Source organism: Paenibacillus ilasis, from assembly GCF_043195395.1.
Taxonomy (GTDB): domain Bacteria; phylum Bacillota; class Bacilli; order Paenibacillales; family Paenibacillaceae; genus Paenibacillus_AQ; species Paenibacillus_AQ lautus.
In genome coordinates, this window is sequence record NZ_JBHDJG010000001.1 from 2,862,655 (window position 1) to 2,883,753 (window position 21,099).

The window sequence follows — 21,099 nt, forward strand, 5'->3', positions numbered from 1 at the left end:
CACGATCCTACCTAGACCACTGCAAATTTATGTATAATTCATTATAATTTCCATAAGAAAGCGCTATCAATTTCTCCTTTTTTACATTCCTTTCACTTTCTTTACTTGTTCCCACGCATAAAAAAAGCGACAGAGGATTCATTCCTCTGCCGCCTTCTCTTTCGTACTTTCCGTTTTCTTAATCGCAGCCATGCGGTTCACAACCGGATCATGACACATTTCCGCTTGTCCGATGACCATGAAGTTGAAGCCCGACATCCATTCCGTTATCCGCTTCTGCTCTCGTTCTTGAATTTCATGATGGACCAGACAACCAATAACAGCAGAACGGACAGACATACACTGATGCTGACCCGATTCTGTCCATCTATGAGGAAAAGAACCGTGATTACCGAAAGGCAAAGCGCAGTAATCCCAGTCACATAAGGGAAACCCCACACCTTGAAGCTGGGCTGCATCGGATATGCTTTGCGAAGCTTCAGCTGCGAGAAACAAATGCAGATCCATACCAGCACCACAACGAAGCCCGGAACCGCCATCAAGATCCGAAACAACTGGTCTTGCGCGATCAGTCCCAGCAGGGAGCCCGCCAAAAGAATGATCGCGCAAAGTTTCAGCGTATTAAGCGGAATGCCTTTGCTCGTGGTCTTGGCCAGGCTCCGGGGAGCCTCCCCTGCGGCTGCCATGGAATAAATCATGCGCATCGCACCATAGATGCCGGAGTTGGCTGCCGACAGCACGGCCGTTACCAATATGAAATTCATAATATGGGCCGTGCCCTGCAATCCCGTAGCGGATAACACCTGAACGAAAGGACTTGCCTCTCCTCCCAGTTGGTTCCACGGAATCAATCCGCATATGATCAGGATGGGCAGTGTAAAGAACAAAATCACCCTTAAAATAAAGTTGCGCACGACTTTAGGCAGGATTTTCTCCGCATTTTCGGTTTCGGTTAATGTGAGACCGATCAGCTCTGAACCTCCATACGAAAAGGTAACGACAAGCAGAGCCGAGAATATGGCGAACCACCCATTTGGCAAAAATCCGCCGTGAGCGGTGAAATTTTGAAGATACGGGGTGTCCGAACTTGGAATAATGCCAAACATAAGAAAGCTTCCCAATACAATAAAACTAATTATCATGGCGATTTTGATCCCGGCAAGCCAGAATTCCACTTCGCCAAAACTTCCAACACTCATCATATTGATTAAAATAATGAGCGCCGCGCTTGCAAGGCTCAGCAGCCACAGCGGAACCTCCGGAAACCAGTATTGCAGAAAGCTGCCTGCCGCAATCACTTCAATTACGCATACTGACAGCCACATGAAACAATACATCCAGCCCATGACAAAAGAAACCCGTTTTCCAAAGGCTTCCCGAACAAAATCTTTCATATTGCGGCCCGGATATACCGTTGCCATTTCCGTCATGGCTCCCATAACGACCAGAAGAAGCAGTCCTGCAAAGATATAAGAGAAAATAACGCCCGGACCGGCGAGACTGATCGTCTCCGCACTTCCTTTAAATATGCCGGTGCCGATTACACCGCCCATCGCCATAAAGCTGATATGCCTTGGCCTCAATTTCTTCTGTAATGAAACTTCATCTTGTTTTGCCATTCACATATCCTCCTGATGACTTTCAAATTAACCTATTGATAAGTATAACCTTTTCGGCTAAGGAAACAACTTAAGAAATTCGCAATCAAATAAGGAAGCAGGTATAGCTCTAATCCCCCTTATTCTTAAACAAACGGTAAATAGGTTGTTATCAGGAGCGGACAATAAAGAGCCCGGGTGGTCCCAGGCTCTTTATTCCTTCGTTATGATTACCGCTTAGCCCATGCTATCAATGCGGAAGAGCACTTCATCGTAAAATCATCATCGCATTACATTCACTGCTTCCCCGTCGAGACGATTCGGACATTGCTGATTTTGGACATGTTGCCGGAAATATCGTACGCAACGATAAAATATTGATACGTTGTATTTGGCGTCAAGCCGCTATCCTTATAATCCGTCGTGTTCGACGTTCCAATAACGCTATTATTCCGATAAACCTTATACTCCGCAATTCCCGTATTATCAATAGATGGAATCCATTTCAGTTCCACGGATGAATCGGATACGGCTACCGCTTCTTCGATGGTTGGCTGCATCGGCGCTTCGGTGTCCGCGATGGTCGGTGACCACCAGTTACCCGAAACGACAATCATGCTTAGAAGACGCAGCGTATTCCCAAAGTAGACGTCATCGTTCGTGGAGATGGAGGCATTGTGGTCCCATAATCGGTTAAGCCACGCTTGATTGGCCGGATTTATCATGGCGCTAACCATCATCGGCGCAGAAAATGATGTATCCGTATAATCCACGAGTGCTTTGGACCCGTCCAGCTTGTATCCTCCATATATTTTGCTTGGATCATCCCCGGTCGCTTGGCGAATCCAAGACGTCATTTTATTGAGCTGCTCCTTGGCACGAGTTTCCCCAGTCATAAGAGCATCCGTGCCGATCCGCCAAGGAATACGCGAAGAGTTATAGCTGAAGTCTCCGTCTGTTTCAGACTCGAGGAATTCCGGATCTGCCGGTGCATAGCTGCCGTTTTTCTTCTCCACAAAGTCGGGCAGCAGCCCCGCATTCGGACTGTACTTTTTGTATACTTCTTCGCTAATGGAATAGGTTTTGTCGATGACCCGGTCCCAATTGGCGTCTCCGCTCGCGTTTTTAAAGTCTTTCACATGCTGAAGCATAAAATCGGAAGGACGCGTAGCACTGCCATATTTAGCATCGTTGTCGCTCACCCAATCCGCAAGCTTCAACGTCCACTCAGCGTGATTGACATCGCTCTTCATGATCGCGTCGATTACTTTTTTGGCTTCGGCCAAGTAATTGATCTCACCATCTCTTCCCCACTGGCGATCCGCAAGGAGCAAAGCGTATGCGATATCCATATCACCATCCGTGGCCGAATCAACACCGCCGACATTCACGACGGCCTGACCTGTATCGCCCTGCTTCCAAGCCATAAGGTCCGGGTTGATCTTGCTCGGATGTGCTCTGAAATAACGATATAACCCGTCAAAATAAGCCTTGGCCTTAGGATCATGGCCCGCCATATGTGCGGTGATCAGCATCCCGTATCCGTGCGCTTCCGAAACGGTCATCGGTTGATACTTGACTTTAAGCTCCTCGTCATATTCTTCTTGGAACCAGTCCCCGTCGGCATACCAGACGTAGTACTGATCCGGCTCCGAAGATTGAAGATACGGCTTCTTTTTCAAGTATTTCTGCTTCCATTCATCATACAGCCGGGCAACGGTCGCATCCAGCTGCGCTTGTTGCAGATGATTGGGCTTGATCGAGCCGGCGGTGTAAGCCGTATGCTGCGGGAACGGCTTGTAAGGCCCGGTGCCTTGCGAAGAAGGCATCGTTTTCAAGCGGATTTCTGCAGACGGCAGCGATTCGACTCCTCCCGCGGAGACGGCCGTCACCTTGTACCGATATTCCGTGTCGGGCGTCAGCCCGGTATCGATATACGTTATTTCCTTGGTTGTTCCAACATGACGATCGTTGCGGTAAATATGATACCGATCCGGTGCCTTGCCGGAAGGCGCTCTCCAGGTCAGGTCAATTTGGAAAGGAGACACGCCTTTGCCCGCCAAACCATCCACAGCAGATGGAGGCTCATTCCCCTCGGCATGATCCGACGTGCTTACCGTGACTGGACTGGAATTGTCTCTTCTGCCAACAGATTTGATCACCAGATTATATTGGATATCCGGATTTAATTTGTCGATGACGGCACTGTACTGCGACGTTCCCGACTTCACGGGCACATAGAGGCTCCAATGCTTGCTGATCTTGTCATCCTTTTCGTAAATACGGAATCCTCTTACCTGCTCTTTGCTGGAAGAAGGTGTCTTCCAGGTCAACGTAGCCTTGGTACCTTGGAGTTTAACCTGAGCTCCCTCCACCGGATCCGGTTTGGTGTCAGTTCGTTTGATGCCGTAATGATCGTATACCTTCAGCCCATTTTTTCCGTATCCGCTCTTTCCTTCATCTTCAATAGCGGCCGTATAGGCATCGAATTTCAGAATTTGATCCGAAACCGACACATCCGTAAACATTTTTTTCTTCGGCTGGTTGTTAATTGCCGCGAAGTAATCGTCATACGGTTCGTTCTTGTAATAGAATTTGTTTCCAAATGCATTGGACATCAGATACACCGTTCCTTGAGGATTGACGACGTTGCCAGCTTCGTCTTTTTCCAGTTTTTTCGGATCGATGACCTTGTCCCCATACATTTGGAAGGAACGCATGTACATATGATCGTGAGCCTCGAACACCATATCGATGCCAAGCTCGTCAAAAACAGAAATCAGATTTTTTCTGTAAAATTCAACGCGATCTCCTTCCCATTGAGCCGAATTATCGCCGGCTGCATAAGGCGCTTTGTGAAGCGTGACGAACTTCCATTTCTTGTCGGTCTTCGCCACCGTGTTCCGCATCCAATCAATCTGGTTCCAAAACTGTTCGTGCTGATCATCATCCCAGTCGACGGAGCCGTCTTCGTTCAACTTGCCGTCAAACTGCGAGTTGTAGACCATGTAAAGCGCATCGCCGTATTCAAAAGAATAAACCGAGCCGTCATGTGTTGCATCCACCACTTTCCGTGGCAGATTGAAATGGTTGTAAAAGTTGTTATTCGGCGTCGTGGCATCCCCGTCCCAATCCGACACTTCGTGTCCGCCTAGTACGGGTACAAATGGCACTTTCATCAGATGCTCCTGCGCGAGCCCAAGCATCCACTGCCACTGCTCTTCCAGGTCGCCATTATCGACCAGATCGCCGGCATTGATCAGAAATTTGGGGTTGCCAATATGTTCGTAGGCTTTCTTAAAGGTATCTGTCCATGGTTCAAAGCCTGATTTGCTCGAGGCCTGAGAGTCGGCTCCCACGATAAAGCGATAAGGCTGCGGTGTCGCCGTATCAGTTTTAAACGATCCAACAGAGCTCCATATCGAACCATCGCCTACCCGGAATACATAATCGGTTCCCGGCTTTAATCCATTCGCGCTTGCTTTATGGCTGAAAAACGTTTTCTTCTTTCCGGTCGTTCTGTCACTCTTGGTCATATAAGTCGAAATTTCTTCCGAAGATCCGGTGAATTCAAGAACCCCCTCTTTCGGAAACAGGTTTCCGGTCCCCGTTGATTCGGCAACCTGGACTTTGGTTCCGGCCGGCGTATCCGTGTACCAAGCGAAAGCCATGCTCGTCCTTGGATCGCCGTTCAAGGTCATGTTAATGAGTTTCGGCGAAGAGACGGTTCCTACAGTCGTAAAACTCCACTCGATATTTCGAATCAGGGGGGAGCCGTCTTTTCCTTGGACCGCGGTTTGGGGAATGGTAACCCTGTAGCTTTTCCCTTGACCTAAACCTCCATGCCCCATGCGTAAGGTCGTTTGGTTTATAACTTCGACGGCAAGACTTGGAACAGCCTGATTCTGGCCATCCCGAACCGTGATGTCCTGTTTGGCCGTTAACGTGATCGGTTTGTTGAACTTCACCTCAATCGGCGTCGTCACGGATACCTTTTCCGCACCTTGTTCCGGTACATAAGATAAGTCGATGGTAGGCTGTTCAGGCGTTGTTCCGGATATCGGTTCCCCGGTTACGCGAATGTTCCGAATTTTACTGGAACCTCCCGATCCTATGCCGTTCGGATTATCTTTGGGGTTGGTTGGCTTATTGGAGTTAACCACCCAACGGATATACAGCATTTGCTTATCGTCTGCATTCGGCAGGGGGATGTTACGGAGTATACAGGATTGATTCGGACAATTGTAACTTGAAACCATATTCATCTGTACAGTGCCTCCCGGTACGTCCGTCCATACCGTTCGGTCGGTGCTTACCTGTACTTTGAAATCGTTAGGAGCGGAACCCGAAGAGCTTTGCTCCGAGGATAGTTTGACATTCTTGTAGGCTGAAGTAGAAACCATGGCCAACCAATATTTCTTGCCCTGGCCATTGTCCCAGCCCTGATAGCTGATGTCTTGGGCTTTGCTGTCGTAGTATTCGAAATATCCTCCGACCTGTTGGAGGATGGAGGAAGACATGTTTTGTCCTCCGGTTGCAGGATGGATGCCTCCTTCTCCCTTGTTCTTGAAAACCCATTCAGCGATTAAGGCCTCGGCCGCTTTCCCCGGTCCATCGGAGGCTAGCTCGGGCTTGGACGTCACGGAGTCGGCATGGGAATTTGCCGGCAATGTCCAGGGGATCAACAATAATGCTAAAAACAATAAGACCATCCGCTGTGGATTCCTTCCTCTTTTCTTCTTGATTCGCATGCTTTGCAACCCCTTTCCCGTTCAACATGAACGGCTTGGCTTGAGGATTCGATTCAATCCCGCCTTCTTGAATATATCCCATGTTTTCTCTGGATTCTCGCGGGATCTTATCTAAAAATGGCCATTTTCAACATATATTGCTGTGATTTTGATTAACAATTCAAACGGCTTCGGGTACAATGAGGACATCATGACCTAGCTGGATTCCGTGAGAGGTGATATGACATCAACTTTTTTTGCTCCGATCCCTTTTATATCAGTCGAGAGAGCAAATCCCGGTCAAGCATTCCTTCACTCCACTATCACGACGCTTATGAAATTTTGTATATTGTCTCGGGCGAACTGCATTATTGTATTGGAAGCCAGCCGTTTCAGCTCGTGGGCGGTTCCATGCTGCTCATTCGCAAGAATGACGGGCACCGTCTGATCAATCCTAACGGGGCCCCATTTGAAAGAGTAACGCTGCTCTTTCAAGAGGAATTTTTAGGCGGGTTATTAACCGAGGATTCGTCTTTTCATCCCCTCTCCCCATTCCAGGCAGGTTCCGGTTCCGTCCGGTTAAAAGGCCAGGAGCAGGGGTATGTCGAAGGGATTTTTGCGAAGATGGCCGCCGAATCGGCAAACGGATTCCCAGAGTCGAATTTCTATCTCAAAATCCTGCTGTCCGAGCTTTTGGTGTTCATCCACCGCATTCTAAACAGTGGTCGTCAATACATAACTGTCTCAACCAACCAGGTTCATCAGCGCATCTCCCATATTGCCCACTTTATCAATCACCACTACGATCAGCGCCTGACATTAGAGGAACTCACCAGCCGATTCCATGTAAGTCCCTCCCATCTTAGTCGAACCTTCAAGGAATCAACGGGATTTACCCTGATCGAGTATGTGAATAACGTAAGGATCAAGCAAGCATGTCAGTTGTTGAAAGAATCCAATTTGCAGGTTTCCGATATCGCCGAAAGCGTCGGCTTCGAGAATTCTACCCATTTCGGCCGCACGTTTAAAAGCATAATCGGTCTCTCTCCTCTGAAATTTCGTAAAAATCATCAGACGAATATACGGCCGTAAAGCAACAAAGAGCCTGAATTCCTTCTAGGGAATTCGGCTCTTTGTCCTATAACTCTTCCTCACCGCTTTGACCATTCACATGATGAGGCAGCAAATGACACAACCTACACGCACTTTTAGTTTACATAATATTTATTACGTAACTATCAATTTCCGGGGTACAATTCATGGATTTTGGATACCAGATCTACTGAATTGGTATGGAACGCTTCGTTTGAATCCGTCCAGGCCGATTTCAGAAAGTAAGAGGCATGAAACCGCCATCCCTGATGATCCGGATTAAAATCCAGTTGAACCTCGCGCCCCGGCCTTCCGCGGTACACCCTGGAACCCGGCTTGCGCCAACTTCCAATTCGGGTGATCCTGTCCGGATTCTGGCCCGTAATATATGTAAAGCGGTCGTTATATGGAATGTCCTTCAAATAAAACTTTGGGCATCCCACAGCAAATACATGGATTCCTCGAAAGTCAAAATTCTCCTCCAAATATAGCCCAACCTTATAAGCAATAACGCCTCCGGCGCTGTGACCGATCAGGATCAGTTGATCTGCATCTGCTGCATGCTTGCGGAGGATCTGCCCTGCGTTCACTACCCGACGAGAGTACTCTCGAACCACGTCATAACCGACTTGAGTAAGCTGCCGGGCTAGTAAACGGATCAACGCGGAACCCGCTATGCCGTTTGCCATCCCATACGGAAAAATCACCACTATTTTGGCATCGGGATATCGAAGGGCGATTTCGCTTGCAGCGTCTTCAAAATTATTCCGATAGGTGAGGATGCCGGCAAAAAAGCAAACCACCGTTCGGCACTTTATTGAACATGTGCTATAGGAGGATACGAACGCCTCTGTCATGACTTCACAGTCCACCTCCAAAAAAGTGTTCCATTCTTACGTTGTAATCATATGAAGAAACCCCCATGATAACAACGCAATTCCTATCTGCATTGTAGCATGAGGGTCCTCATATTTCATTTTTAGTTCACCTTATTTTTTTGCAGCCAGCCATTGGGACAGCACATTAATTTCGTCTTCCGTCAGCTTGCCTTGGAATGCCGGCATTCCATTGCGTCCATTCGTAATAATACCCGCAATTTCGCCAGCATCATACTTGGACCCTACGTTTTGCAGGCTTGGGAAATTTCCGCCCCCGGCCAAGTCTGTTGCGTGGCAAGCCATGCAGTTGGCATTGTAGAGCGACGTTGCTTCAGCATTGCCGGCATCTCCGCCGGTTGCTCCTTCTTGTGGGGCCTGTCCCCCGTTTTCAGCAGGAGCAGGCTCGGATGTATTGCCGCCGCCGCATGCTACCGCTGCAAAAGCAAAAGTTGTCAAAAGCATAACAAACAGTAACCCTTTTTTGAACATGTCTGAAACTGCCTCCTTTTGTAAAATGCGGGCTACACTAATAGCCCGCCCTTTTTGCTGTACTCCAGAATTCCATCCACGGTGCGATAAGCAAGAGCTCCGACCGTTCCGGTCGGATTATAACCGCTATTATGTGGGAAAGCGGATGCGCCTACTACAAACAAGTTTTCCATATCCCACATTTGCATGTAATTGTTGACGGCCGAATTGCCAGGGTTCTCTCCCATAATCACCCCGCCGGTATTATGAGTCGATTGGTATGTCGTAATTTCGTAAGGTCCCAGTTCCTTCAGTTTCATTATGTTCTGGCCTCCCATCTCCTGCACGATCTCCGCGCAGCGATCGGACAGATACCTGGCCAACTGGCGGTCCTGCTCTTCGAAATCAAACGTGATTCGAATCAACGGGTCTCCGAATGCGTCCTTATAGGTGGGATCCAAATCCAGATAGTGATGCCGAAATGGCATAGAAGAACCTTGAGAGCCCACGGACAGCACGCTGTTTGCATACTTTAAGGAATTCGCCTTAAACTCTTTTCCCCAACGCGGTGATTCCTCCGGAACCGGATTGTTTTGGATTGGCCTTTGTCCGGTTACCGTATGGGCAATGTTCCCTCCATGAATGAACTTCAAGTCCGAGTGATCAAAATTGTCGCCGTTAAAATCGTCCAAGCTCATTCCCAGGCTTCCCGCACCGGCAAATAAATTGAATTTATCCTCAAAAAATCCGGCGGCGTTCCCTTTGATAACCTGATAGGCATAGTTTTTGCCAATCACACCCGTCCCGCTGGACGAGTCGTATGGTTTGCCGATTTTCGAGAGGAGCATCAAACGGGTATTGTTAAATACATATCCCGTAGATACTACGATATCCGCCGGCTGTTCGATTTCCTCTCCGGTCGTTAGGTCCGTGTACATGACACCCGTTGCCTTACCGCCCTTATGCAGAATTCTTCTAACATAAGAATGGGTACGGATTTCGAATTTCCCGGTTTTTTTCGCAACAGGAATCACGGTAACGACAGGGTCCGCTTTCGCTCCGTATTCGCAGCCAAAGCGCTCGCAGTATCCGCAATACTGGCAGGCCGCTCTGGAAATGCCATCCGGGTTCGTGTAGCTTTCCGACAGATTGGCTGAAGGCACCGTATAGGGGTTGAGCTTCAGATTTTTCGCCGCTTCTGCAAACATCTTCATAGATGGCGTGTGGAGCATAGGCGGGGTCGGGTAAGGATTCGAACGTTTCCCTGCCATGGGATTTTCCTCGCCGGAGATACCGGTCGTTTTCTCAAACTTATCAAAAAACGGCTCGAGCTGATCGTAGGTGATACCCCAGTCCTGGATTGTCATTTCCGGCGGTATTTTATCTTTCCCATATCGTTCTTCCGTCATGCTCCGGATTTTAAAATCGTAGGGCAGGAAACGGAACGTTTGCCCGTTCCAATGCACGCCGGCCCCTCCGAGCCCCTCCCCTAACAGGAACGAACCATACTGCCTCATCGGAAGCGCACGTATTTTTTCGGTGCTCCGAAAAGTAATCGTTTCTTTGGAGAGGTCCTGCATCAAATCGTACCGAAGCGCGTAACGGAGCTCATCATGAGCCATGTAATAGTCTTCCGTTACCCTTTCTTTCCCTCTTTCTAATCCGACAACGGATAATCCCTTCTTGGTCAATTCCGAAGCGATAATCCCGCCAGCCCAGCCGACGCCGATAATGACAACATCCGTTTTCGGTAATTTTTTGGCCATATCTGTACTCCTTTCGCTATATATGAGCGGTTATAGGTGATCCTTTAAGCTCTTCGGCGGGATCACGGTGAAATCTTTATCAATGATGTTGGTATAAGCCATTTGGTTACCCGGATATTGACGCATGACCCAGCCCTGCATGTTTTTATTGCCGCCGTACAGCGGATCACTGTATACCCCTTCCAATGTGCTGCTGCGCAGCAGGTTAAAGAACCCGCTGGCTGAGATCGTTGTCAATTTGACCTCATCGTTCTGAAAGGCAGTTAACACGGCATCCTGTTCCTCTGGCGCCAGGCTCGGGAAATCTTTTTGATACTTTTTTTGGCTGTAGTTCTGAATCTCGCGGAGACCAATATAGAATATCTCACGTCGTCTTAATCGACCCTGATAGCCTTGCGTTTTCTCTCCAACATAGAAAGGGGGCTGCATATAATCTCTTGCATTGAAGCCCCAATCACCGGCCAACTGATGGTCGATGAAGAATGCCGCACCCAGCTCTTTGGCGCCCGGACCATTCTCATCCGCAGGAAAAATGCGCTCTACGGCTGCTTCCGTGATCCTGTATTGTTCCTGGTTAAAAAACATTAAGGCTTGGTTGTAGTTGTTTTCATTCTGCTCAGGCGCCGGCGCTGCAGGCGGGGTTTCCCGCTTCGGCAGCAGATAACCGAGCACACCGCCCAGCACGACCCCTCCCACGGCATAACCGGAGTTTCTCAGAAACTTCCGCCGTGACATGGTCTGCGAGCTGCCAGGCTTCGATGGTTTGGTTTGTTGTTCGTCTTGTTCGCTCAAACTCTCTGCACCCCTACTCTTCTTCATTTTTGAATAATGGGTATTGTCCCCATCAAAATTTCATTCATACATTATTCTCCATCCGGGCATGATAAAATTACTAACCGATATGGAGGCGAATGCTCATGAATCAATTGTGGAGCAGGTGGAAAGGCCCGATTTTGGGCTCGGCACTGCTTCTTTCTTTAACAGCCTGCTTAAATCAAACCGACGACAATCAACAAAATGCACAATCCATGGAGCAGCGTAATGCCGATGCCGTGCACTTGCACAGTACCGATGTCATCCCAAGCTATCATGGGCCGAAAACCGAAACGACCAATGTCCATGGCAATACCACAAGCGGTATGGGTATGTCCGTGTACAGCATGATCGGTTCATCCAGCCTGCATGAGGGCGGTGTCTCTTCCCATGTACAGTCAAGACTTGCAGGTCTAGGCATTGATGGGGTGAAAGCTTTTGTCCTTAATGACACGATTGTTCTGGCACGCGCAGAATCACAGGTTTCGTCCAACCACTATGACAACATGCAGCAAAAGGTGTTAAGTCAGACAGAAGGAATGTCAGGCAAAGGCGAGCCGGATGAAGGCGTAAGCGGGGCAAAGATTGCGGACAACGATAATATGTCGCAAGCCAAAGAGCAAGTGAAGAGCATGTTTAATGAAGAAGTGCAAATTCTAACGGTAACGAATCCGCAAGCTCCTGCGCTGATCGACCGAATTGCCTCGAAGCTGCATGATGCACCGCGCGACGAGTCGATAGCCAGAGATATTTCAGAACTGCTTCGGATGGCTTCGGATACAAAATAGGGTAAAGGAGTTGATCATATGCCTTTAGGAAACATCGGCGTGACAGGGCTGATCCTCATTTTGTTGATCGCCTTAATTATTTTCGGTCCTTCGAAGCTGCCTGAACTGGGCCGTGCCTTCGGTCGAACACTGAGCGAGTTCAAAAACTCAACACGTGAACTGGTTTCAAGCGAAGATATCCAGGATGGAGATAAATTGAAATGACCCCGCACGAGCAGGGACACGAACAGGAGCAGCATATAATAGAGCACATAACAGAGCTCCGCAAGCGGATTCTCATCACACTGGGCACCTTTTTGGTAGCCCTTTGTGCCGCTTTTCTATATGTCGAACCGCTGTATGAAATGCTGACTCGCGACGTGGAGGGTCAGCTTCAAGTGCTGGGACCGACGGACGTGATTTGGGTATACTTCATGATTGCAGGGGTTATAGCTCTTGCGGTGACGATGCCTGTTGCCGGATTTCAGGTATGGCGATTCGTTGTACCCGGCTTGAGTACCATTGAGCGGCGTGCTTCACTGGCGTATATCCCCGCAATCGGTGCCCTTTTTCTATTGGGCTTGGCCTTTGGCTACTTTGTCATTTATCCCATGGTCCTGTCCTTCCTGGATTCGCTGTCGCACCATTTCATAACAGCATATACCGCCGAGAGATACTTCCGTTTTATGGTGCACATGACCGTACCGTTCGGTGTGCTGTTCGAAATGCCCGTTGTCATCATGTTCTTGACCTCGATTGGCATTCTGAACCCGCTCCGCTTAGCTAAAATGCGGAAAATCGCCTATTTGCTGCTGACGATAGCAGCCGTTACCATTACACCGCCGGATATCGTGTCGGACATCCTCGTTATTGTGCCCCTGTTCCTTCTATATGAGATTAGCGTTGGATTGTCTCGCATTGTATATCACAAAAGGCAGACCAAGCTGGAATTGATAGGCGAATAAAACCCGGTTCACATCAGGGACGCTGCTTACGGATACTAAAAAAAGCTTGGAGATCTGTTTTAGATCCCAAGCTTTAACTATGTGCAGACCTATTTAAATAAACGTTAGAAAATCGTAGGCACCATTCCCCCATCCATCCGGATTGGAGAACCTTTAAACGCGGATGCGTACGGACTGCTTAGGAATGCAGCCAGCCTACCTATTTCGTTAGGCTTGATAAATCGCTGTATTTCGGATTGAGGCAGATTCGTAACCATAAATTCTTTTTCTTTTTCAGCAAAAGTCATATCTTTATCAGGGTACATCCCTTCAATGATTCCGTACACATTCTCAGAGAGGGTGGGTCCTGGCATGATCGTATTGACCGTTACTTCCGTTCCAATGGTTAATTTGGACAAACTCTTTGACAAGGATAACAGCATTGATTTTGTCATGCAGTACTGAGGCATTTGTCCGGATGGCATAACGGCTTCTTCGCTTGCTATAAAAATAATGCGCCCATCATCACGCTTCAACATCTGAGGCAAGTAAAATTTAGTTAGTCCATTAGCAGCAAGAACATTCGTACGGAAATATTTCTCCCATACCTCATCATCCACATCCTCATACTGCATAATCTCATAAATCCCCATGTTGTTAACTAAAATATCCACTGTGGGATATTTTTCAAACAGTGCTTCTCTTTGCTTCGAATCCACGATATCGGCGGTAGCATTTTGAGGAGAAGTCGCCGGGAACTTGGACTTGATGTCATTCACGGTTTGCTCGACCTCTTCATGATTTCGTCCATTAATGAGTACATGAACACCTTCTTTAGCTAGTTCAAAGGCAATGGCCTTACCTATTCCTTTTGATGACCCAGTTACTAGAGCCGTTTTATTGTTTAATCCCATATCCATAAAATAATCAATTCTCCTTTGCGATCCGGATAGTGATTATATTACTTTGTCAGGAATGAAGAGTAACTAGCATATAACGCCAAAGTACTTGTACAACACGCCAATTGTGAATACCAAGGAACCTGCAACCTCTAACCGGTACTGAAATGTTCAGTTCGCCAATTCGATGGAGTATCTCCTTCCCAAAGACGGAAGGCACGGTAGAACGAGTTCTGATCCTCATATCCGATCAAAAAGGCAACTTCTTTGATATCGAGCGAAGGGTCTGCCAAGTACTCGATGGCCTGTTCATGTCTAGCTTGTGTCAACAGTTGCTTGAAGCTCGTGTTTTCATCCGTTAGCCTGCGCTGTAAGGTGCGATCGCTCACATTGAGCTCCTTCGCCACAGACTGAATGTCAGGGCGTCCTGCTGTGAGACAGCGTTTGATGATCCACTTGACCGTCTCGGTAATGGAGCGATTACTCTGAAGTTCATCAAGCGATCGGTCCAGTGCGGGAGTCAGAATCTCCAGCAATTCTTCGTTGTACGAGAGAAAAGGTCGGTCCAGATCTCTTCGAAAGAGCGTCAACCGGTTACGTTTTGCGCCCGTCCGGATCCGACAGCCAAAATAAGCTTCAAGCGCCTGTAGATCGCCCATAGGCTCCGAAAATTCGACCAACTGCGCGGTCAAAGGTTGACCTGTGCCCCGGCGTCCAAGCTCCAAAAGACATGCCAGTGTGATACCAACAAGCAGCGATGGACCGGGCTGCTCGCCTAGATTCAGCCATTCCAGGTCGATGGTACAGCGTTCGCCCTCCTCGTTGATAAGCAAGCCTTCGGGCGGACATAGTTGTTTATACCGAGCCATCCGGTTTAGAGCATCGCGGTAGTCACGAGCGTGGTAAGGCGCTAAGACGGTCGGTGGGTACTTCGCCGTTTCAAAGACCGTCGCAAGTTCGATGATGGCTTGGGCAGTGTCCCCAATGAGATCGGAATAAGCCTCCCAAATCGCGAAATATTGGGCGGTAGTAACTATAGATTCCGTAATGATGGTAAGCGGTAATTGTGCTTGTCGAGCTACGTCATGGGCGGCAATCCCTAATTGATGTAATCCTTCCCAAAATCCCGGCGGGATTTTAATTTGGTCAGAGGTGTAAGACTTCATATATAGGGCTCCTTTAGCTACTATGAATTGTAATTGTTAATATGAGACGTTATTATACATCAAAACCATGAATATTGCTGACAATATTGATCGTTGTGCCTTTTTTCATCTGTTTGACAAATGAAGTTTATTTTTTTACATTAGAGTTAGTTGTTTGAATAACTTACTTTATAGGAAGGTGAAACGTTCATGGCGAAACCAAATGTAATTAGCAAACAAGAGCTTCTCGAGGCTGCCCAAAAGTGTGTTTCAGAAAAAGGTATGGATAAATTAACTTTGAAAGCAGTGGCCGATCAGGCTAATGTCAGCCAGGGAACGGTCTATTATCATTTTCGAACGAAAGAGCAATTAATAATCGAACTTGTTGAGAGTCTATGTAATGCTTCATGGGTTTCGCTGGAGCAAAACAATCGATCAATTGAAGAAGCCATACAAGAAGCCAAGGAAAGATGCGATTATCATTCTGTTTATCACCGATTATTTTTTTCGTCATTAGCTGCAAGCTTTCAGATCCAAGAGAATCGCAGCCGAATGGGCGCCATGATTCAAGAAGAAAACAAATACCTGACTCAAATTCTTACTGCTCGGTGGGGTGAATCACCAATAGAGGAAATGTCCATGGAGCACTGGGGCATTTTAATGAACGCATTAATGGATGGGCTGGCCGTGCAAGCTTTGCTTAATGAAGAATTTCCAAAAGACGATATCTTTCATGCATTACAACTGTTTTTTGACTTCATGTCCAGCGAGGTGAAGAAATGAACAGCATTCCTATAAACAGGCAGCGTCATGGATTTTTTCTGGCATGGGGTTTCGTCCTTTGGCTGGCAGCGACAGTTATCTTTCATTTCTGGGGTGATTGGTTGATTGATGTCAGGCATCCCATGAGAACCGCCGTCAGCTTTCTAATCGCGATCCCCTTGATTTATGGATGTATCGCTCCTTTGTTCTCCTATCTCGATATTCCGAATTCAGATCGCCCTCGTCTTTCCGTCTACATCGCTTTGCCTGGCATGCTGCTGGACATTCTGTCGCTACTCTTCCACTCTGTCGTATTCCCGGTTATTTCAGAGCAGAGCATCCACGTTCTGGCTGCCTGGCTATTCTGGGCATACAGCTTGATATTTCTGGTAGGGCTGAGACCACCTATAAGGATGGCTCCTCGGCGCCATTCATGAAGGAAATGAACTTCTTCAGAGAAGCGATACGATAGTCGGCTCGATCTCTAGCGGATCCGTCACAGTTTCATATCGCCCCGCTACGTTACCGTTACGGTCGATCAAAAATTTTGTGAAATTCCACTTGATTTCGTCACCGGCGTATATATCCGGGTATTTATCCAGCAGGAAATCCTGCATCCAGCGCCCGCTCGAGGTTTGTGTGTCGAAGCCTTGAAAAGGCGCTCGATGCGTAAGATATGGAAACAACGGGTGAGCCGACGGTCCGCGAACCTCGACTTTTTCAAACAAAGGAAACGTCACTCCATATTGCCCCTCGCAATATTGTTGAATCTCCGCGTTGCTCCCAGGCTCTTTTTCATTGAATTGGTTGCACGGAAAACCGAGTACTTCAAAGCCCTGTTCACGGTGAAACTCATAAAGCTGCTCAAGATCAGCAAATTGACGGGAATAGCCGCATCTGCTGGCAGTATTAACGATAAGAAGAACCTTGCCGCGGTAGGTTGATAATTCTACGGGTTGGCCGAGAATGGACTTGGCTTGAAATTGATAAATGGACATCGGTCACACTCCTTCTTGCTTTTTATACAAAGATCATAGAATTAAGGCGGTTATAGGTCCAATATATAGTTTGAATAACGCTTATAGATATACACAATAAATCAATGCGCTAGGTGCTCAAACCAACCGAATATTAAACCAGAATTAGGGAACGATTAGATCGTATGAATCATTGTTAAAGCGAGCTGATCACATGCCATTGTTCAAAAAATCAAAGCAAACAAAATCCAAACCAGATCGATCTCAACAAAATCATCAAACGAATCAAATGCCGTCCCCTTCTCCCCTCTCTGATCGCTTGGACCAGAATTTGCATAAGCTCAGGGAGCAGACCGGTAACAGCCGAGATATCATTATTCGTACGTTACAACATAGTTTCGGAAGCGACCATACCATTGCGGTCATTTATATCGATGGGCTGGTTGATACGCTTACGATTAATAACTCGATCATGCAATCTTTAACACCAAAAGACTACCATGAAAAGCTGCACACATCCGACCCAACTGAGATCCTCTCTATGATCAAAAACCGCTTCTTATCCATCGGCAGCATTAGCGATTTGAATGATCTGGGTCAACTCATCTCCGCCGTGCTTGAAGGCAATACCGTCATTCTCATAGACGGATCATGCCACGGCATTATGGCAAGCTCTACAGGAGGCGAAGAGCGGGGCGTAGAGGAGCCCCAATCTCAAACCGTGGTTCGCGGTCCAAAGGAAGGGTTCACGGAAAATATCCGCACCAATACGGCTTTAATCCGTCGGAAGATTAAAAGCCCGAATCTCTGGATTGTAGATCGAAAGATTGGCCGGGTCACCCAAACGCATGTTTCCGTCATGTATTTGCATGGTATCGCCAATGATAAGGTAGTACAAGAAATACTGAATCGATTAGACCGAATTGATACCGACAGTATTCTGGAGAGCGGCTATATCGAAGAATTCATTCAAGACAATACGTTTACCCCCTTTCCTACCATTACTAACACAGAGCGCCCCGATGCGATCGCTGGTGCGATTCTGGAAGGGAAAGTGGCCATATTGGTTGATGGAACTCCCTTTGCGCTGCTCGCCCCCATCACCATTTTTAAGCTTTTTCAATCGAGTGAGGATTACTATCAAAAATTCGATATCGCCACCTTTTTGCGTCTCTTACGCATCATCTCCTTTGTTGTATCGATGCTTCTTCCTTCACTTTATATTGCTATCTCAACGTTTCATCAAGAAATGCTGCCAACAACTTTGCTGATTAGCCTTGCGGCCCAGCGGGAAGGCATCCCCTTTCCGGCCGTTGTCGAAGCGCTGGCTATGGAAATTACATTCGAAGTATTAAGGGAAGCCGGCGTTCGAATGCCGAGAGCTATGGGTTCTGCGATATCCATTGTAGGCGCTTTGGTGCTGGGACAGGCGGCAGTCCAGGCCGGTTTAGTATCTGCTGCCATGGTGATCATTGTTGCATTCACGGCCATTGCCAGCTTTGTGGCCCCGTCCGTGAGCATATCGAACTCGGCCAGATTGCTTCGTTTTGGTTTTATGATACTGGCAGCGACATTAGGGCTGTTTGGCATTATGGCTGGATTAATCGCGATGTTAATTCATTTATGCGGTTTACGTTCATTCGGCTTGCCCTACCTTGCCCCGTTCGCTCCATTTATCCCGTCAGACCAAAAAGACGTGTTGGTTCGTGTTCCATGGTGGGCCATGCTGGCAAGACCGACCTTAATCAGTCAGAATAACCGGAAACGTCAAAAAATGAGTCCGCGACCATCGCCTACCGAAGACAGGAAGTAGTCAACAACCGGTAAACTAGGAGGTGAAGAATTAGATGAACCGTAAACTTAATCTCCTGATTCTCACCTTGATCCTCCCGTTATTGCTAAACGGTTGCTGGGATAGCCGGGAGCTTAACTCGCTCAGCATTGTATCTGCGACATCCATTGACCGAAGCAATGACGAATGGGTCATTTCCTTCCAAGTCGTCATCCCGCAGTCCATTGCTACCCAGACAGGCGGTGGAGCCGGCGGCAGCCAATCTCCGATCACCATCTTTTCGACGAGGGGTAAGACGATTCGTGAAGCCATGCAGAATGCCAATTTAGAAGCACCTCGAACGCTCTTTTTTGCCCATAACTCCATTTTGATATTGAATGAGCAGGTCGCGCGGAAGGAAGGAGTACGGCAAATTCTTGATTTTTTCCTCCGGCCCTTGGAAAGCAGGGAAACGATGTCTGTTCTCCTGACCAAGGGCAAAGCCTCAAATCTATTAGAAGTACTAATTCCATTAGAGAAAATAACGGGAAACGCGATTCAACGAGTCATTACGCAAGGTCAAGAGAATCTGTCCCAGGTTAAAAATATTAAATTGATCGATTTTGCATCGATGATCGCAAATCCTTACCGAAGTGCCGTCGTTCCAGAGCTAAAGGTTTCCGGCGATCAAGAGGAACAATCCACCCTGGATGCCCTCAAGTCAACCCGGAATAAAGCGGTAATCAAACTTGGGGATCTGGGGGTCTTTCGAGGGGACAAGCTGGTTGGATGGATGAAGCGGGAAGAAAGCAGAGGGGTTGCTTGGCTGTCGAACAGCGTCAAAAACTTGATCATTGTTTTTCCTTGCAGTGATCGAGAAAATACTCAACTATCGAGCTATCGGGTAGTCCATTCATCGACCCAGGTGGAGCCAGTCATGGTAAACGGATCTATAAATATGCGGGTACACATTGAAACGAAAGGTGCCCTTGATGAAACCAGCTGTACGATGGATTTAACAAAGCCGGATGTCATAACGAAACTTGAGGAGACGATTACCGAACAAATCAAGGACGAGATAGGGACAGCTTGGAAGAGGATGCAGGAATTGAATAGCGATCCGGTAGGCTTCATGGATATGATTCATAGAAGGTACCCTTCAGTAAGCAGACGATTATCAACGTCCGAACAACCGCTTCAGGAACTGGAACTTAACCTGAACATCAATGTGACCATTGAGCACACGAATATGATCAATAAACCATTCTCAAATTTGATTGAACCGAAGAATTAACCGGCATTCGATCCCATGAATAAGGAGGTTCAACATGGAGAAAATCGGTAAATACCAAATCATTGCCATGACCATCTTGTTTATGATTGGCAGTACCCCGTTGTATGAACTGGGGATCGAAGCTAAGCAAGATGCATGGCTTGTCATGCTGGCTGGTATGATCGCGGGATCATTGTTGCTATATGTCTATCTATATATTCAAAACAGAAATTCGGATCTTAGTCTCCCCCGAATATTGAATCAACACTTGGGCAAGTATCTAGGCTCATTCATTACTGTAGCCTACATCGTTTATTTTTCGTATGAATCCATGAGGAATACCCGGGAGTTCTCGGACATTATCAATATCTCCTTTCTCCCCAGTACGCCGCTGTACATCCTTATTCTTTTGATGATCGTGCTGTCCGGCTACGCGGTATCAAAAGGCATTGAGGTTTTCTTTCGTGTCGTCGAATTCATGCTTCCTTTCACTCTAATAGGCTATATCCTCATCATCATCATGTTCATCGGCTCGAACATCATTCATCTTGAGCGTCTTATGCCCATATTAGAGAGTGGCATTCTGCCGGTGTTGCGTGCTTCCTTACCAGAGGTGATTAGCTTTCCCTTTGGACAAATCGTGGTATTTCTCATGTTTTGGAGTCATCTCGACGACAAGAAAACGCTGTCCAAAGCATCTGTTTCTGCTTATATTTTCGTCGGCATCTTTTTATTGCTATTCAACATTTTAAACCTTGCTATTCTGGACCCTTCGATTACAAGTATTTCGACTTTTCCGCTGCTTCGTTCTGTCCGTCTCATCCAAATCGCCAATTTCCTTGAACGTTTGGATCCTTTGATTATCATGCTGATTTATATTGGAATTTTCGTTAAAATGACGGCATTCTACCTTGGAGCCGTGCTTGGTCTTTCGAGTTTAATCAAAGTGAGCCATAAAAAATTAACAGTGATCGTGGGTGCCTTCATTTATACCATTTCGTTTCTTTCCCCCAACTTTATATATCATATCTGGATCGGATTTAATCAAAATTTGAAATATCATTTTCCTATTTTTCAGATCTGGATACCGCTGATTCTAGCGTTGATTATTCTAGTCAAAGGATCTCGTTCATCCAAGCCCGGGTGATCAGCATTGTCCACAACGACACTTTCATGCAAACCAAAAAGCCTCGTTGTCGCGGCTTTTTTTAGCGTG

Annotated in this window: 18 protein-coding genes; 9 read left to right on the top strand and 9 right to left on the bottom strand. The window is 47.3% G+C overall.

What is annotated here, in order from left to right:
• Nucleotides 1–266: 266 nt before the first annotated feature.
• Nucleotides 267–1,619, bottom strand: a complete 1,353-nt coding sequence (locus ACETK5_RS13065; protein WP_394056056.1) for an amino acid permease — start codon at nt 1,617–1,619, stop codon at nt 267–269.
• Nucleotides 1,620–1,894: 275 nt separating this feature from the next.
• Nucleotides 1,895–6,349 carry a glycosyl hydrolase family 8 gene (locus ACETK5_RS13070; protein WP_394056058.1) on the bottom strand — a complete coding sequence of 1,485 codons (4,455 nt, stop codon included), beginning with the start codon at nt 6,347–6,349 and terminating at the stop codon, nt 1,895–1,897.
• A 285-nt stretch (nt 6,350–6,634) separates the two neighbouring features.
• Here ACETK5_RS13070 and ACETK5_RS13075 point away from each other — a divergent pair, with 285 nt between their 5' ends.
• Nucleotides 6,635–7,420: a helix-turn-helix domain-containing protein gene (locus ACETK5_RS13075; RefSeq protein ID WP_394057426.1), complete on the top strand. Its 786-nt coding sequence runs from the start codon at nt 6,635–6,637 to the stop codon at nt 7,418–7,420.
• A 146-nt stretch (nt 7,421–7,566) separates the two neighbouring features.
• Here the strand turns inward: ACETK5_RS13075 and ACETK5_RS13080 are convergent, their stop codons facing one another.
• The 4 genes from ACETK5_RS13080 to ACETK5_RS13095 all read right to left on the bottom strand — a co-directional run bounded on the left by ACETK5_RS13080 (nt 7,567) and on the right by ACETK5_RS13095 (nt 11,324).
• Entirely contained in the window at nt 7,567–8,277 is a 711-nt protein-coding gene (locus tag ACETK5_RS13080; RefSeq protein WP_100536983.1) for an alpha/beta hydrolase family protein, read from the bottom strand.
• A gap of 132 nt (nt 8,278–8,409) precedes the next feature.
• The gene (locus tag ACETK5_RS13085; RefSeq protein ID WP_100536982.1) at nt 8,410–8,787 is read right to left on the bottom strand and encodes a c-type cytochrome; all 378 of its coding nucleotides are present in this window, start codon (nt 8,785–8,787) and stop codon (nt 8,410–8,412) included.
• A gap of 32 nt (nt 8,788–8,819) precedes the next feature.
• Nucleotides 8,820–10,532, bottom strand: a complete 1,713-nt coding sequence (locus ACETK5_RS13090) for a GMC family oxidoreductase (RefSeq protein WP_100536981.1) — start codon at nt 10,530–10,532, stop codon at nt 8,820–8,822.
• 30 nt (nt 10,533–10,562) lie between these two features.
• Nucleotides 10,563–11,324, bottom strand: coding sequence for a gluconate 2-dehydrogenase subunit 3 family protein (locus tag ACETK5_RS13095; protein ID WP_100536980.1), 762 nt, complete (start codon nt 11,322–11,324; stop codon nt 10,563–10,565).
• 125 nt (nt 11,325–11,449) lie between these two features.
• On the opposite strand from ACETK5_RS13095, the gene ACETK5_RS13100 reads away from it, so the two are divergent.
• Genes ACETK5_RS13100 through tatC form a run of 3 tightly spaced genes read left to right on the top strand, consistent with a single transcriptional unit; the run spans nt 11,450 to nt 13,077 of the window.
• Nucleotides 11,450–12,133, top strand: coding sequence for a hypothetical protein (locus tag ACETK5_RS13100; RefSeq protein ID WP_100536979.1), 684 nt, complete (start codon nt 11,450–11,452; stop codon nt 12,131–12,133).
• A gap of 18 nt (nt 12,134–12,151) precedes the next feature.
• Nucleotides 12,152–12,337, top strand: a complete 186-nt coding sequence (gene tatA, locus ACETK5_RS13105; RefSeq protein WP_100536978.1) for a twin-arginine translocase TatA/TatE family subunit — start codon at nt 12,152–12,154, stop codon at nt 12,335–12,337.
• Complete coding sequence (gene tatC, locus ACETK5_RS13110) at nt 12,334–13,077, top strand: twin-arginine translocase subunit TatC (RefSeq protein WP_100536977.1); 744 nt, start codon at nt 12,334–12,336, stop codon at nt 13,075–13,077. Before tatA ends, tatC begins: the two co-directional genes overlap by 4 nt.
• A gap of 104 nt (nt 13,078–13,181) precedes the next feature.
• Here the strand turns inward: tatC and ACETK5_RS13115 are convergent, their stop codons facing one another.
• Nucleotides 13,182–13,976, bottom strand: a complete 795-nt coding sequence (locus ACETK5_RS13115) for an SDR family NAD(P)-dependent oxidoreductase (protein WP_394056060.1) — start codon at nt 13,974–13,976, stop codon at nt 13,182–13,184.
• A 131-nt stretch (nt 13,977–14,107) separates the two neighbouring features.
• Entirely contained in the window at nt 14,108–15,121 is a 1,014-nt protein-coding gene (locus ACETK5_RS13120; RefSeq protein WP_394056062.1) for a helix-turn-helix transcriptional regulator, read from the bottom strand.
• Between the two features lie 189 nt (nt 15,122–15,310).
• Between ACETK5_RS13120 and ACETK5_RS13125 the strand changes: the two genes are divergently transcribed.
• Together ACETK5_RS13125 and ACETK5_RS13130 are read left to right on the top strand one after the other, a co-directional pair.
• The gene (locus tag ACETK5_RS13125) at nt 15,311–15,883 is read left to right on the top strand and encodes a TetR/AcrR family transcriptional regulator (RefSeq protein ID WP_394056064.1); all 573 of its coding nucleotides are present in this window, start codon (nt 15,311–15,313) and stop codon (nt 15,881–15,883) included.
• Entirely contained in the window at nt 15,880–16,299 is a 420-nt protein-coding gene (locus ACETK5_RS13130) for a DUF5367 family protein (protein WP_394056066.1), read from the top strand. The genes ACETK5_RS13125 and ACETK5_RS13130 overlap by 4 nt, the downstream gene beginning before the upstream one ends.
• A gap of 15 nt (nt 16,300–16,314) precedes the next feature.
• On the opposite strand, the gene ACETK5_RS13135 is transcribed toward ACETK5_RS13130, so the two are convergent.
• The gene (locus ACETK5_RS13135) at nt 16,315–16,860 is read right to left on the bottom strand and encodes a glutathione peroxidase (protein ID WP_394056068.1); all 546 of its coding nucleotides are present in this window, start codon (nt 16,858–16,860) and stop codon (nt 16,315–16,317) included.
• Between the two features lie 193 nt (nt 16,861–17,053).
• Here ACETK5_RS13135 and ACETK5_RS13140 point away from each other — a divergent pair, with 193 nt between their 5' ends.
• Genes ACETK5_RS13140 through ACETK5_RS13150 form a run of 3 tightly spaced genes read left to right on the top strand, consistent with a single transcriptional unit; the run spans nt 17,054 to nt 21,030 of the window.
• On the top strand, nt 17,054–18,652 hold the full coding sequence (locus ACETK5_RS13140; protein WP_394056070.1) for a spore germination protein: 1,599 nt from the start codon (nt 17,054–17,056) through the stop codon (nt 18,650–18,652).
• A gap of 34 nt (nt 18,653–18,686) precedes the next feature.
• Complete coding sequence (locus tag ACETK5_RS13145; protein WP_394056072.1) at nt 18,687–19,904, top strand: Ger(x)C family spore germination protein; 1,218 nt, start codon at nt 18,687–18,689, stop codon at nt 19,902–19,904.
• 34 nt (nt 19,905–19,938) lie between these two features.
• Entirely contained in the window at nt 19,939–21,030 is a 1,092-nt protein-coding gene (locus ACETK5_RS13150) for a GerAB/ArcD/ProY family transporter (protein WP_394056074.1), read from the top strand.
• Nucleotides 21,031–21,099 lie beyond the last annotated feature (69 nt).